The organism is Fibrobacter sp. UBA7003 (assembly GCA_002449765.1).
Lineage (GTDB): Bacteria > Fibrobacterota > Fibrobacteria > Fibrobacterales > Fibrobacteraceae > Fibrobacter.
The window spans coordinates 22,066-35,279 of the sequence record DJXN01000013.1; the positions used below are offsets into that span (position 1 = coordinate 22,066).

Annotated in this window: 10 protein-coding genes; 9 read left to right on the forward strand and 1 reads right to left on the reverse strand. The window is 56.0% G+C overall.

The genetic code is table 11. The annotated features are described in order from the left end of the window. Positions 1-42 precede the first annotated feature (42 nt). The 5 genes from B2952_RS09850 (at position 43) to B2952_RS09870 (ending at position 7,787) form a co-directional block, all read left to right on the forward strand. Positions 43-1,221, forward strand: a complete 1,179-nt coding sequence (locus B2952_RS09850; RefSeq protein ID WP_290736734.1) for a sialate O-acetylesterase — start codon at positions 43-45, stop codon at positions 1,219-1,221. A gap of 30 nt (positions 1,222-1,251) precedes the next feature. Beyond that, on the forward strand, positions 1,252-3,081 hold the full coding sequence (locus tag B2952_RS09855; protein WP_290736730.1) for an ATP-binding cassette domain-containing protein: 1,830 nt from the start codon (positions 1,252-1,254) through the stop codon (positions 3,079-3,081). A 123-nt stretch (positions 3,082-3,204) separates the two neighbouring features. Then, on the forward strand, positions 3,205-5,877 hold the full coding sequence (locus tag B2952_RS09860; protein WP_290736727.1) for a cadherin-like domain-containing protein: 2,673 nt from the start codon (positions 3,205-3,207) through the stop codon (positions 5,875-5,877). A 130-nt stretch (positions 5,878-6,007) separates the two neighbouring features. Then, entirely contained in the window at positions 6,008-6,889 is an 882-nt protein-coding gene (locus B2952_RS09865) for a hypothetical protein (RefSeq protein ID WP_290736724.1), read from the forward strand. Further along, on the forward strand, positions 6,825-7,787 hold the full coding sequence (locus tag B2952_RS09870; RefSeq protein WP_290736720.1) for a hypothetical protein: 963 nt from the start codon (positions 6,825-6,827) through the stop codon (positions 7,785-7,787). Before B2952_RS09865 ends, B2952_RS09870 begins: the two co-directional genes overlap by 65 nt. Positions 7,788-7,857: 70 nt before the next feature. Here the strand turns inward: B2952_RS09870 and B2952_RS09875 are convergent, their stop codons facing one another. Next, entirely contained in the window at positions 7,858-9,030 is a 1,173-nt protein-coding gene (locus B2952_RS09875; protein WP_290724803.1) for an acetate/propionate family kinase, read from the reverse strand. Between the two features lie 62 nt (positions 9,031-9,092). On the opposite strand from B2952_RS09875, the gene B2952_RS09880 reads away from it, so the two are divergent. The 4 genes from B2952_RS09880 (at position 9,093) to B2952_RS09895 (ending at position 13,211) form a co-directional block, all read left to right on the forward strand. Continuing rightward, on the forward strand, positions 9,093-9,641 hold the full coding sequence (locus B2952_RS09880) for a phosphatase PAP2 family protein (RefSeq protein WP_173380863.1): 549 nt from the start codon (positions 9,093-9,095) through the stop codon (positions 9,639-9,641). Beyond that, the gene (locus tag B2952_RS09885; RefSeq protein WP_290736717.1) at positions 9,641-10,336 is read left to right on the forward strand and encodes a histidine phosphatase family protein; all 696 of its coding nucleotides are present in this window, start codon (positions 9,641-9,643) and stop codon (positions 10,334-10,336) included. Before B2952_RS09880 ends, B2952_RS09885 begins: the two co-directional genes overlap by 1 nt. A 169-nt stretch (positions 10,337-10,505) precedes the next feature. Then, positions 10,506-11,876, forward strand: a complete 1,371-nt coding sequence (locus tag B2952_RS09890) for a nucleotide sugar dehydrogenase (protein WP_173380865.1) — start codon at positions 10,506-10,508, stop codon at positions 11,874-11,876. Between the two features lie 21 nt (positions 11,877-11,897). Beyond that, complete coding sequence (locus B2952_RS09895) at positions 11,898-13,211, forward strand: nucleotide sugar dehydrogenase (protein ID WP_173380866.1); 1,314 nt, start codon at positions 11,898-11,900, stop codon at positions 13,209-13,211. Positions 13,212-13,214: the final 3 nt, after the last annotated feature.

A 13,214-nucleotide genomic window follows, 5' to 3' on the forward strand; every position in this document is an offset into this window, starting at 1 on the left:
TGGGGGAATGGGCGGTTTTGCTGTTTGGTTAAAGGAGTGATAATGAACAAAGTAATTTCTTCGGTGCCCTTGATGGCGCTTGTTTTGTGCATCCTTGCCACGGCCGGTTTTGCGCAGGACCCAAACCTCCACATTTACCTGGCCTACGGGCAGTCCAACATGTCGGGGCAGGCGACTGTCACCGACAAGGACCGCGTGCAGGACCCCCGCTTCCTCGTGTTGCGCGCGGCGAACCATTCGAACCAGAAGGTGGGCGAGTTCTACCCGGCGGCACCCCCGATGGGTCACAGCCAGTCCAAGGTGGGCATCGCCGATATATTCGGGCGCACCATGGTCGCTAACCTCCCGGACAGCATCAAGGTGGCGGTGGCGAATATTGCGATTGGCGGGCAGAGCATAGACCTGTTCGACAAGGACCGCAACAAGGCCTATGTGCAGAACGCGAAGAACAAGGGCGATACCTGGTGGATCCAGTACCTGGACGAATACGGTGGCGACGTGTACAAGCGCATCGTCGAGATGGGGAAGATTGCCAAGCAGAAGGGCGTCATCAAGGGTTTCCTTTTCCACCAGGGAGAGGCGGACTACCAGATGAGCGACTGGCCCAAGCGCGTGAAGAAGGTGTACGACGACCTGATTGCCGAACTGGAACTCGACCCGGAAAAGACCCCGATACTCATTGGCGAACTTGCGCCCACGGGCGATTTGGGCTGGCGTAACGATGCCGTGAAGCAGGCGGCGGACCTTATCCCGAACGGCCACCTGATTTCGGCGCAGGGCTGCCCCGCGTTGAAGGAGGCGAGCTACACGCTGCACTTTACGCGCGAGGGCTACGAGACGTTCGGCAAGCGCTACGCCGAAAAGATGCTTGAAATCCTCAAGTCGCAGGAGCCGCCTCCGGACACGAGTTCTGCCGACACCACGGTTGCCGACACTTCTGCGCAGGATACGATGACGAACGATTCCATACCGGATTTGGTGCGCGGCATGGGAATGCCCCACGGCATCGCGATGCATGTCTCGGGAAGGTTCCTTGCGGTTTCCGGGGCTCCGGTGGATGCCCGTGTTAAGTTGTTTGACATACAGGGCAACTTGCTCGGTGTGCTCGGCGCGCAGGGTGGCTCCATGCCGCAAATCCGTGCGGGTCGTGTCCTTGCCATTGTCGAAAGCGCTTCGGGCATGCGCCTTATGACCAGGATGTTCGATATTACCGGATTGTAGGCGTCCCCATTTTTCTAAATTATAGTGCAGATGCCAATCCTGTCTGCACAGAATATCTCCCTGCGGTTTAGCGGCCCTCCGCTTCTCGACAACGCCTCGTTCGATATCGAGGCGGGTGACCGCATTTGTCTCGTGGGCCGTAACGGCGAAGGCAAGAGCACGCTTCTCAAGATAATCCAGGGCGAGATGGGCATGGATTCGGGCGAAATCGTGAAGCGCACCGGCCTGAAGGTTTCCCGCATGGTGCAGGAAATCCCCGCCCATATGGAAGGCACGGTGCGCGACGTGGTGATGGTCGGCATTGCGCAGGACGGCCACCACGATGCCCACGCCGAGGCGATTCTCGGCAAGACGGGCATCGCGGCCGACGCTTTGTTCGACGGGCTTTCCGGCGGACAGAAGCGTCGCGTGCTGTTCGCACGGGCCGTCGCCGAGAATCCGGACTTGCTTTTGCTCGATGAACCCACGAACCACCTGGATATTCCTGCCATCCAGTGGCTGGAGGGTATCGTTTCGCGTTTGGAATGTGCGGTGCTTTTCGTGAGCCACGACCGCGCCTTCGTGCGGCGTGTGGCGACCCGCATCTTCGAACTCGACCGCGGGCGCGTCCGCACGTGGAATTATCCGTACGACAAGTTCGTGCAGTTCAGGGACCAGGCACTCGCTGAAGAGGAGAAGGCGAACAGGCTCTTTGACAAGCGGCTCGCCGAAGAGGAAGTCTGGATCCGCAAGGGAATCCAGGCGCGCCGTACCAGGAACGAGGGACGCGTGCGTGCGCTCATCAAGATGCGGCAGGAACGTGCGGAAAGGCGCACGCGGACCGGATCGGTGAACATGCAGATTACCGAGGCCGAACGCTCCGGCCGCCTTGTAGCCCGCCTCACCGACGTGAGCTTTGCCTACGAGGGCGCCCCGCTGATATCGCATTTCAGTACCGAGGTCTCCCGCGGGGACCGCATCGGCATCGTGGGCCCGAACGGTTCCGGCAAGACGACGCTGCTCAAGCTTATCCTCGGCGAGATCCAGCCCGACGAGGGCGAAGTCCGGCTGGGGACGAACCTGCAGATTGCCTACTTCGACCAGATGCGCACCCGCCTGCGCGAAGACAAGAGCCTTGTCGAGAATGTAGGTGACGGCCAGGCCTATATCACGCTCAACGGTGTCCGGCGCCATGTGTTAAGTTATCTGCAGGACTTCCTGTTTTCGGCGGAACGCGCCCGCGGGCCCATCAGTGCCTTGAGCGGCGGCGAAAGGAATCGCCTGCTGCTCGCCTGCCTGTTCAGCCACCCGAGCAACGTGCTCGTGCTCGACGAGCCCACGAACGACCTCGACATGGAAACGCTCGACCTCCTGGCCGAACTTCTGGCCGATTTCAACGGCACGGTTATCGTCGTAAGCCACGACAGGGCCTTCCTGGATTCCGTCGCTACGGGTATTTTTGCCATAGAAGACGGCGGAAACGTGTTCGAAGCCGTCGGCGGGTACACCGATTACGAAAATAATCGCAAGATTCGTGAAAAAGAAGCGGCAAATGCGGCGAGAATAGCCGAAGAAAAGGCGAAATCTCGCGCGTCCGGCGCGGTTCAGCCTCAAAATCCTGCGCAAAGTACGCAAATTTCGCAAAATCCGGTAAAAAAGAAGAAGCGTTCCTATAACGAGGAACGCGAATATGCGTCACTTCCGGACAAGATTGAGAAGCTGGAATCCGAAATTGCCGGTTTTCAGACGGAACTTTCGAAACCGGAAGTCTATACCGATGCAAAACGTATCGTAGAACTGCAAAAAGAGATTGCGACCCGAGAGTCGGAACTCGAAAAGGCCTACGAACGCTACGAAGAACTGGATTTGCTCGGCGGCTAGCCTATTTTGGACGAAATGTCTATGGAATCCGGCAAAAAACCGGGGTTTCGCTGTTGCAAAAAAAGCGCAGATTGTTTATTTTATTATTACATTACTCTTCATAACCTTTTGGTAGGAGGCTTTATGAACGTGAAGAATTCTGCATTGGCTCTGGCGCTTTTGGGTAGCGCCGCCATGGCCGCAACGGCGACAGTCTGGACGGAAGATGGTCCGGGTACAATGGCCCCGGCCTCCTGGTATACCTATACGAGCGGGACGGGTGCCTCGGTCGATACGACGACAACGGCGGACAATGTCAAGGTGGCTACATTCAGTGTGACACCGGGCAAGACAGAGAACAGCGCTGGCCTTGGCCTCACCTGGAAACAGGATCCCGACAATGGCTACAAGGATGTTCCCGTTTCGCTTGCGAACTACAAGGGCGTCTGCTTCACCTATAGGGCGACCGCTCCCTTCCGTATGGACTTCAAACAGTCCACCATCGCGGACTACAACTATTATGGTGCGGAACTCGCCGCGGGTGCCAAGAGGACCTTCGTCGCGTTCAGCAGCCTGAAGCAGGGGTGGACTTCCAAGACGACTGTCGCCTGGAACGCGAACTCGCAGACGGGTGTCCAGTTTGCCTACAAGAACACCCACGCGACTACGACCGTCAGCACCAACACGGTCGAAATAGTGAGCTTTATCCTGGCCGACGAGTGCGTGAACCACGCCCCGAACCTAGTCGACGGCGTTTCCGCTGCCGTTACCAAGGACCTCTACGAAGGTGATACGCTCCAGGTCGCTTTCAAGGAAATCTTCGAGGATGCCGACGGCGACGACCTGAACATCACGATGGCCCTCTCCGGCTATGCGCAAGATCTCGTGGGCTCGAAGAGCTACTCCATGAGCGATATCGCAAAGATCAAGAGCAAGGCGAACCCGATCGACAGCACGGAAGCCACGGCGACCTTCACCGCCAAGGATCCGGCAGGCAAATCCGTCACCTACACCGTCAAGCTTAACCTCATCGACCGCAAGAACGCGCCGGTGGCCGTAGACGACAACTACGAAATGAACGAGGACGAGACTCTCACGGTCAAGGACAGGGATGTCATGGCCAACGACTACGATGCCGATGACAACGGCTTCACGGCGACTGTCAAGGACGAACCGTCCCATGGAACGCTCGGATCGTTCAACGGTCTGACGGGCAAGTTCTCCTATACCCCCAACGCCGACTTCTACGGAACGGACTCCTTCACCTACACGATTACCGACGATGGCGGCCTGGAAAGCGAACCGGCGACCGTCACCATCACTGTCAAGAACGTGAACGACCCGGCGACCCTCTCCATCACCGATTCGCTGTTCTACATAGACGATTACACTGGCGACGCGAACAAGTTTTCCGACGGCATCGCCCTAAAGGAAGACTTTGCCGAATTCGACCTGTTCATCCCCACCGCCGACATCGTGTTCACCGACCCTGACGTGGTTGGCGCTGAATTCAACGTCCTCGCGAGAAGCACGAAGGGCAGCGTCGAGACCCTCCTGAAGAAGCGCGGCGGCTACTACATCGTCTCCGTATCCCCGGTTGCCGATGCGTACGGCGAGGACGCCATCCAGCTGTTCATCATCGATGACAAGGATACCGTGGGATTCTCCATCCCGCTCACGATTGAAGCCGTGGCCGACAAGCCCAAGGCGGTGGACGATACCTACTCCGTCCTCCAGGATACCGTGACTGTCGTTTCGGCCGCGAAGGGCGTGCTCAAGAACGACCTGAACCCCGATGATGCCGCATCCGCGCTGAAGGCCTTCCTTTCGACGGATGCTTCGCATGGCAAGGTCACTCTCGATACGACGGGTGCCTTCCGCTATGAAGTGGGCGCCTACGAGGGAGAGGATTCCTTCACCTACTTCATCGTCAATGCCGAAGGCGATACGTCGGATGTGGCTACGGTGACGCTGGATGTCGCCTACAGGAACCGCGCCCCGCAGGTTGTCGCTGGAATTGCGGATTCCCTCAAGGCTCGCTTTGCCGACCTCAAGGAAGATTTTACTAGCCAGTTCTCGTACACCCTCATGGAAATGAAGGGCTGGTTTGCCGATCCCGACGGTGATGCCTTCGATGTGACAGTCGCGAATCCCGACAGCATCCTGCATGTGGAGGTGAATACCTCGAAGATGACCGTCAAGTCCGTGAAGGACGCCTGTGGCGATGCTACACTCGTCGTGACCGCTACGGACAAGAACAAGAATTCGACGGCCCTCCAGATTCCGGTTCCGGTTGCCTGCGTCAACGACAGGCCGACGCGCTACGGCCTGAAGGATACGGTCTATGTCCCGATTTCCGGCTGGCAGAAGGTGTTCTATGTGTTCGATCTCTTCGAAGACGTGGACGATTCGGTGCTGGTCATGAAAACGACGAAAGTCCATCCGTTCCTGTTCGCAGAAATTGTCGGCGACTCCCTGTATGTCAGGCTGATCGAAGAACGCCTGGCGCTTCAGTATAACGTTGCTTACGAAGTCAGGGTGACGGCAACGGATGAAGCGGGCGAAACTTCCCCTGCGAAGGAGCTGGTGTTCGTCTCCAATCCGACTCCGATACCTGTTGTCGCGAATGCGCCCAAGGCCGGTTGGCAAGGTGCCGTCGCTGCCGACCATGGCATGGCAGTCATGTTCGACATGCAGGGCCGCGTGATGTGGCAGCATAGGCTCCCGGTAAGCGAAGACGCCGTGCGTAACGCCGCCGCTCAGGTGCAGGGCCGCAAGATCCTGATGGTCAACAGGCAGACCTGGACGATTAAGTAATACGCTCCCGTGTCATTCCCGCGAAGGCGGGAATTTCTTATAAAATTGAAGGCCCCGCAGATTGCGGGGCCTATTGCACAAATAGATTAATTTATTTAGATTATAATTAGGGAAAGAAAGGAGGTTCAGAATGAAAAGACTCATGTTCTTGACGGGAGCGTTGTCGCTTGCCCTGCTCGCCTGCTCGGGAGACGATGTTTCCGGGACATCCGACAGCCTGGAATCTTCGGCTACAGAAAACGAGTCGTCGTCAAGCCTTCTTGTTGAAGAATCAAGTTCCTCGCTTGAGGCGTCATCCTCATCTATGCAGGAAACGTCGTCAAGCGCCGATTTCGCACTCTGCAAAGTTAGGGGTGATTGGGGTTCGCGTGGCGGATGTGCAGAAACTCCGCCTAGTGGTCACGGAGACCTATGGTCTACAGGCAATCTTAAGGTAAAAACAGCTTCTCTTATTGACCCTGCCTCTTTGGGTGATAGGGCAGGAGAGTTCTTTTTTGAAACGGATTCTGCAGAAGGCGGCGGTTCGGAAATAATTTGGACGGAACGGATTTTCGTTATACCTGAATTTAAAGGACTTCTTGAAGCCAATATTCATCTGGTTACAGGAAACCTTCCGTACAATCCTTTCTGCAATATAGGTTTCAATGTGGCGGGATTTGATTCCAGCGGCAATGCGATATCCGCAGATGTTTCTGACTGGAACGGAATATGCGTCCTTTACGAAGGTTCTATCAGTCCGACCATACAGTTAGATTTAGGCGATTCCCTCAACCAAAAGATTGGCCACTCCTTGCCGTCTGTAAAAATGGTCTCGCAAAAGGAACCCCAATGCTACGAATGGAGCCAATTTAAACAACCCAATCTTGAAGAAGGATACGAGGCTATTTCGGGAGAGGAAGCGGCAAAGAAGGTAGTTAGAATCGTATTCCATTTTCAAGAACAACCGAATGAAGAATTTTATGGTCATGAGGATATCGAGTTTATTGCCATCGGCACCAACCGGGATGAATAAAGAAAAAAGGCTTGAAATGAAAAGACTCATGTTCTTGACGGGAGCGTTGTCGCTCGCCCTGCTCGCCTGCTCGGGAGACGATGTTTCCGGGACATCCGACAACCCGGAATCTTCGGCTGCAGAAAACGAATCGTCGTCAAGCCTTCTTGTTGAAGAATCAAGTTCCTCGCTTGAGGCATCATCCACATCTATGCAGGAATCGTCGTCAAGTGCTTTCCATGCCCTGTGCAAGGTGAGCGGTGATTGGGGATCGCGTGGCGGATGTGCGGAAACTCCGCCTAGTGGTCACGGAGACCTATGGTCTACAGGCAATCTTAAGGTAAAAACAGCTTCTCTTATTGACCCTGCCTCTTTGGGTGATAGGGCAGGAGAGTTCTTTTTTGAAACGGATTCTGCAGAAGGAGGAGCATCTCGAATTATTTGGGGCGACAACCATATTATTTGGCCAGAATTCAGAGGATTACTTTTTGCCAATCTCCAGTTAGTGAAACAGAACCTTCCATACAATCCTTTCTGCAATATAGGTTTCAATGTGGCGGGATTCGATTCCAGCGGGCATGCGATATCCGCAGATGTTTCTGACTGGAACGGAATATGCGTTCTTTACGAAGGTTCTATCAGTCCGACCATACAGTTAGATTTAGGCGATTCCCTCAACCAAAAGATGGGCCACTCCTTGCCGTCTGTAAAAACGGTCTCTCAAAAGGAACCCCAATGCTACGAATGGAGCCAATTTAAACAACCCAATCTTGAAGAAGGATACGAGGCTATTTCGGGAGAGGAAGCGGCAAAGAAGGTAGTCAGAATCGTATTCCATTTTCAAGAAAAACCGAATGAAGAACTAAACGGGTACGATTTAGTCGAGTTTATTGCCATCGGCACCAATCGGGATGAATAAATAGAAGCGAAAAGAGGCCCCGCGGATTGCGGGGCCTTTACTGTATTCAAGAACCAGATGGGGCTTCGCGTCACTTTACCAGAGCTTCTGTATCCAGAGCAATCAGCAGTTCTTCGTTGGTGGCGACAACCATGGCGGTCGGGGTGCCGTCCTTGCTGATGATGTGGCCGGATTCCTTGCCGTTCTTTTCGTTGCGGGCTTCGTCGATCTGGTAGCCGAGAATCTTGAGGTTGTCCATCGCCATCTTGCGGACGAGCTTGCTGTTCTCGCCGATACCGCCGGTGAACACCAGCGCGTCGATGCGCGGGAGTGCCATGGCGATGCCACCGATTTCGCGGGTGAGCCTGTAGGCGAACGTTTCGAGGGCAATCTGTGCGCCCACATGGCCTTCGCTTGCGGCCTGCGTCAGGGTGCGCATGTCGTTAGAAAGTCCGGAGAGGCCGAGCAGGCCCGATTCCTTGTTCACGAGCTTGTCGAGGCGGTCGATGTCGTAGCCGTATTTTTTGCTGATGAAGAAGAGGATGGCCGGGTCGAGGCTGCCGGAGCGGGTGCCCATGATGAGGCCCTCGAGCGGAGTGAAGCCCATGGTGGTATCAACGCACTGGCCGTTCAGGATGGCAGAGCAGCTGGAACCGTTACCGAGGTGGGCCGTGATGAGGCAGACTTCTTCGGGCTTCTTGCCCAAAATCTTGGCGGCCTCGCCGGTCACGAAGCGGTGGCTCGTACCGTGTGCGCCGTAACGGCGGATCTTGTCTTCTTCGTAGAACTTGTAGGGGATGCCGTAGAGGTAGGCCTTGCGCGGCATGGTCTGGTGGAAGGCGGTGTCGAACACGGCGACCTGCGGGAGGCCCGGGAAGAACTTGGTGGCGCATTCCATGCCGGTGGCGTGCGCGGGTTCGTGCAGCGGGGCGAACAGCGTGATGCTGCGGATGTAGTCAATGACTTCCTGCGTGACGCGCTCGCTCTTGACGTACTTGCCGCCGTGCACCACGCGGTGGCCGATGGCTTCAATCGTGTCGGTGAGCTTCTGTTCGGCGAGGAACTTCTGTACCTCGGCGACGGCTTCGGCGTGGGTCGGGCAGTCGAAATTGAAGTCGATGTTGCCTTCGGGGCCCTTGGCCTTGACGTGGCCGTTCACGCCGATATTTTCGACGAGGCCGCTGGCGATGGACTGTTTGGTCTGGGTGTCGATAACGGCGAACTTGACCGAGGAGCTGCCGCAATTAAGAACGAGTACGCGCATAATGCTTCCTTTATAATTTAACTCGCAAAAAAATAGGAATTTTATTAACTACATTTGTGGCGATGTTCAAGAGAATAGCAGAATTTGACAATCGCGTGTCGGAGTACTGGACGAACCACCATTTTTCCGGACGTGCGAACAGAATCCTCAGGTTCTACGTGCGCCTGGGGGACGGCTATATCTGGGCCCTGTTCATTGCGTTCCTTTTCTGGAGGGTCGGGCTCGACAATTTTCTGCCGATTCTTTGGCATGCGCTGACGGCTCTTGCGATAAGCCTGCTTGGCTACTGGGTGATAAAGCTTTGGATAAAGCGTCCGCGCCCGTTTGACGCCAATCCGGCAATCAAGGCGGAGGTCCCGCCGCTCGACAAGTACAGCTTCCCGTCGGGGCACACGATGAACAACCTCGCGGTCGCATCGGCGGTGTTCTATAGCGTCCCGCAATATGGCTGGGTGATGGTCCTCTTGCCCCTCACGTGGGGACTCTTGCGCGTGTATTTTGGCGTCCACTGGCTTTCGGATGTGGTGGGTGGATTCCTGCTCGGCATTTTGAGCTATGTCATCGGACACGCGATATGGATCCTGGTGACTGCGACTTTCGGAATCGGCTGATGGATTTTGTTCTGGCTCCGGAATTCTTTTCTGCCATTGCATCCGATGAACGCGTTTTCCTTTTGATTCGCCACGGGGAGCGTCGGCATATTACGCCTGACGACCCGGATTTCGGGGCGCACGTGGGGCTCACGGAAAGGGGCCGCGAACAGGCTTTGACACTTGGCAGATGCATCCCTGCGGAAGGCGGGATGTCGCTTTTCTCGAGTCCGGTCGGACGTTGCATGGAAACTGCCGGATTTATAGAAAGGGGCCGGACGGCTGCACTCGGCATACAGGTCCCGAAAGAACCGGTTGTAGAACCGCTCGACTGCCTGGCGGAATACTTTGTCCAAAATTACGACGAGTACCTGAATGTGCTGCGTGCCGGTTTCTACGAGGGCATCTGCGAGTGGCTTGCTAGCGAGACTGCGGGTAGGCCACGCGGCGACAAAGAAGCGTTCGCGCCGCTGTCTGCCCGTTCCGAAGAGATGCTTTCGATGATGCTCGAAAAGGGGAATGCCCGTTTCAACATCTTCGCGACGCACGACGCTTGGGTGGTTCCGTGTCTCACGCATTTCTGCAAGATGCGCTTCACGCCGCAGCGCTGGATGAACTACCTCACCGGGATGGCTGTCGTGACGGATTCGCTTAAGGCTGTCCGCCGCATCGTCCCTGTGACGGCGCTTGAAAACGGCTGGCTGGAATTTACGTAAGGCGGGCCGTTACGAAGCGCTGAATTGAAGTTTTTGCACATTCTTTCACAATTTTATAAAGAAAAGTATGCTCTCTTGTGCAGTTCTTGCGCGCTCTAGTGTCGGCTTTGTGTGAGCGATTTAACATGCGGATTTGCGGGGGGCGGCTTTATTTCTATTTTTACACATCATGAACTACAATACCAAGATTCTTTGCATTGGCGCGGGCTATGTCGGCGGCCCCACTATGACTGTTATTGCCGACAAGTGCCCCGATGTTAAAGTGACCGTAGTCGATATCAACCAGGCCCGTATCGACGCCTGGAACAGCGACAACCTTCCGATTTTTGAACCCGGCCTCGACGACGTGGTGAAGCGTGCCCGCGGCCGTAACCTCTTCTTCAGCACGGACATCCCGGCTGCGATTAAGGAAGCGGACATCATTTTCGTTTCCGTGAACACCCCGACCAAGACGTTTGGCCATGGCGCCGGCAAGGCTTCCGACCTGCAGTACTGGGAAAAGACCGCACGCAACATCCTGGAAATTGCCGACGAAGGCAAGATTATCGTGGAAAAGTCGACACTTCCCGTGCGTACCGCCGCCGCGATGGAACGCATCCTGAATTCTAACGACAAGGGCCTGCATTTCGAAGTGCTCTCTAACCCCGAGTTCCTCGCTGAAGGCACCGCCATCAACGACCTGTTTGAGCCCGATCGGGTGCTCATTGGCTCCCACCAGACGGAATCGGGCCTCGCCGCCTGCCAGAAGCTGGTGGATGTGTATGCCCACTGGGTGCCGCGTGACCGCATCCTCACGACGAACCTCTGGAGTTCCGAGCTCACGAAGCTCACCGCGAACGCCTTCCTGGCGCAGCGCATCAGCTCCATCAACTCCATCAGCGCCCTCTGCGAAAAGACCGGCGCCGACGTGGACGAGGTCGCCTACGTGATGGGCAAGGACCGCCGTATCGGCCCGAAGTTCCTCAAGGCCTCCATCGGTTTCGGTGGCTCCTGCTTCAAGAAGGATATTTTGAACCTCGTGTACCTGTGTGGCTACTACGGCCTCCCCGAAGTGGCCGCCTACTGGGAAAGCGTCGTGAAAATCAACGAGTGGCAAACCCACCGCGTGGTGGACCGCATGCTCGAGACCATGTTCAACACGATTGCAGGGAAGAAGATTGCTGTGTTCGGTTTCGCCTTCAAGGCGAACACCGGCGATACCCGCGAAAGCCCCGCGAACCTCGTGGTGCGCGATTTGCTCGCCGAACATGCACAGCCGGTCGTGACCGACCCGAAGGCTATTCCCGATGCCAAGCGCGACCTGAAGGACGTGATTGAACAGGTTGAGTTCGAAGAAGACCCGTACAAGGCTGCCGAGGGCGCACATGCCGTGGTGGTCTGTACCGAATGGAAGTGCTTTGCCGAACTTGACTGGAACCGCATCTACAAGGGCATGGCGAAGCCCGCTTTCGTGTTTGACGGCCGCAATATCCTGGATGCCGACGCCCTCCGCAAGATCGGCTTTGAAGTGTCCAGCATCGGCAAGGGCAAGGCGGAATAGTTTTTAACCGGGACGACTGGTATGGCTTCTATTAGTGTTTTTGGGTTGGGATACGTTGGATGCGTAGGTATTGCCTGTTTGGCCAAGCTCGGCCATCGCGTCATTGGCTGTGACGTGGACTTCAACAAGGTCTCGCGAATCGCCATGGGACTTCCGACGATTGTCGAACGCGATATCGACGAAGTGATGATGGAAGGCTTCAAGGCCGGACTCATCTCGGCGACGTCTTCTGCCGAGGAAGCCGTGCTCAAGTCCGAAATCTCGTTCCTTTGCGTCGGCACTCCGAATGCTTCGGATGGCCGCCTGGATACGTCGTTCCTTGTTTCGGCGGTTCGTTCCATTGCGAACGCGATCCGCTCCAAGTCGACGTTCCATATCGTGGTTATCCGCAGTACGGTCCCTCCCGGAACGAACGCCATGGTGAGCGAGATTATCGAGAAGGTTTCGGGCAAGCGTGACGGCATCAACTTTACGGTCGTCTCCAACCCGGAGTTCCTGCGCGAAGGCATGGCCGTCGCGGACTTCTTGAACCCGCCCCTCACGGTTATCGGCAGTCTTCACCGTCGCGCCCTCAACAAGCTCAAGGAACTCTATTCCGGCCTCGGCAGCGAGATCGTGGAAGTCGACCCGAAGGTCGCCGAGATCATCAAGTTCGTCAACAATTCCTACCATGCGCTCAAGGTCGCTTTCGGTAACGAGATTGGCGCTATCTGCAAGAAGCTCGATATCGACAGCCACCAGGTGATGGACCTGTTCTGCAAGGATACGCAGCTCAATATCTCTCCGTACTACTTCAAGCCGGGCTTCGCCTATGGCGGCTCGTGCCTTCCGAAGGATTTGCGCGGACTGAACTTCCTTGCCGAATCGAACCAGGTGGAAGTGCCTATCCTCGGTTCTATCGAGAACAGCAACAACCTCCACATCCAGCGCGTGCTGGAACGCGTGCAGCAGATTGGCGTGCGCTCCGTGGGTATCGTGGGTCTCACCTTCAAGGCAGGGACCGATGACCTCCGCAATTCGGCCGCCATACGCCTGGCAGAAGCGGTGCTCGGCAAGGGCTGTGCGCTCCGCATCTATGACCGCTACTTGAATATCGCGCGCGAGAAGGAAACGAATTTGAAGGAACTGAACCATCGCATTCCGCATTTGCTTCCGCTTCTGGACAAGGACGTAGAATCGGTGGTGAGCAAGGTCTCTCTCGTGATCGTGACAGTCAAGAATCCCGAAATACCAGATTTGATCCGCAAGTATCCGGAAATCCATTTCCTGGATTTGGTCCGCTTGAAGGATTCGTCCGTGGAAACGCTCCCGAACTACGAAGGATTCTGCTGGTAATAG

Bases quoted from the DNA above. Each gene is read 5' to 3' on its own strand.
- B2952_RS09850 (WP_290736734.1), top strand. From the start codon at position 43: ATGAACAAAGTAATTTCTTCGGTGCCCTTGATGGCGCTTGTTTTGTGC.
- B2952_RS09855 (WP_290736730.1), top strand. From the start codon at position 1,252: ATGCCAATCCTGTCTGCACAGAATATCTCCCTGCGGTTTAGCGGCCCT.
- B2952_RS09860 (WP_290736727.1), top strand. From the start codon at position 3,205: ATGAACGTGAAGAATTCTGCATTGGCTCTGGCGCTTTTGGGTAGCGCC.
- B2952_RS09865 (WP_290736724.1), top strand. From the start codon at position 6,008: ATGAAAAGACTCATGTTCTTGACGGGAGCGTTGTCGCTTGCCCTGCTC.
- B2952_RS09870 (WP_290736720.1), top strand. From the start codon at position 6,825: ATGAAGAATTTTATGGTCATGAGGATATCGAGTTTATTGCCATCGGCA.
- B2952_RS09875 (WP_290724803.1), bottom strand. From the start codon at position 9,030: ATGCGCGTACTCGTTCTTAATTGCGGCAGCTCCTCGGTCAAGTTCGCC.
- B2952_RS09880 (WP_173380863.1), top strand. From the start codon at position 9,093: ATGTTCAAGAGAATAGCAGAATTTGACAATCGCGTGTCGGAGTACTGG.
- B2952_RS09885 (WP_290736717.1), top strand. From the start codon at position 9,641: ATGGATTTTGTTCTGGCTCCGGAATTCTTTTCTGCCATTGCATCCGAT.
- B2952_RS09890 (WP_173380865.1), top strand. From the start codon at position 10,506: ATGAACTACAATACCAAGATTCTTTGCATTGGCGCGGGCTATGTCGGC.
- B2952_RS09895 (WP_173380866.1), top strand. From the start codon at position 11,898: ATGGCTTCTATTAGTGTTTTTGGGTTGGGATACGTTGGATGCGTAGGT.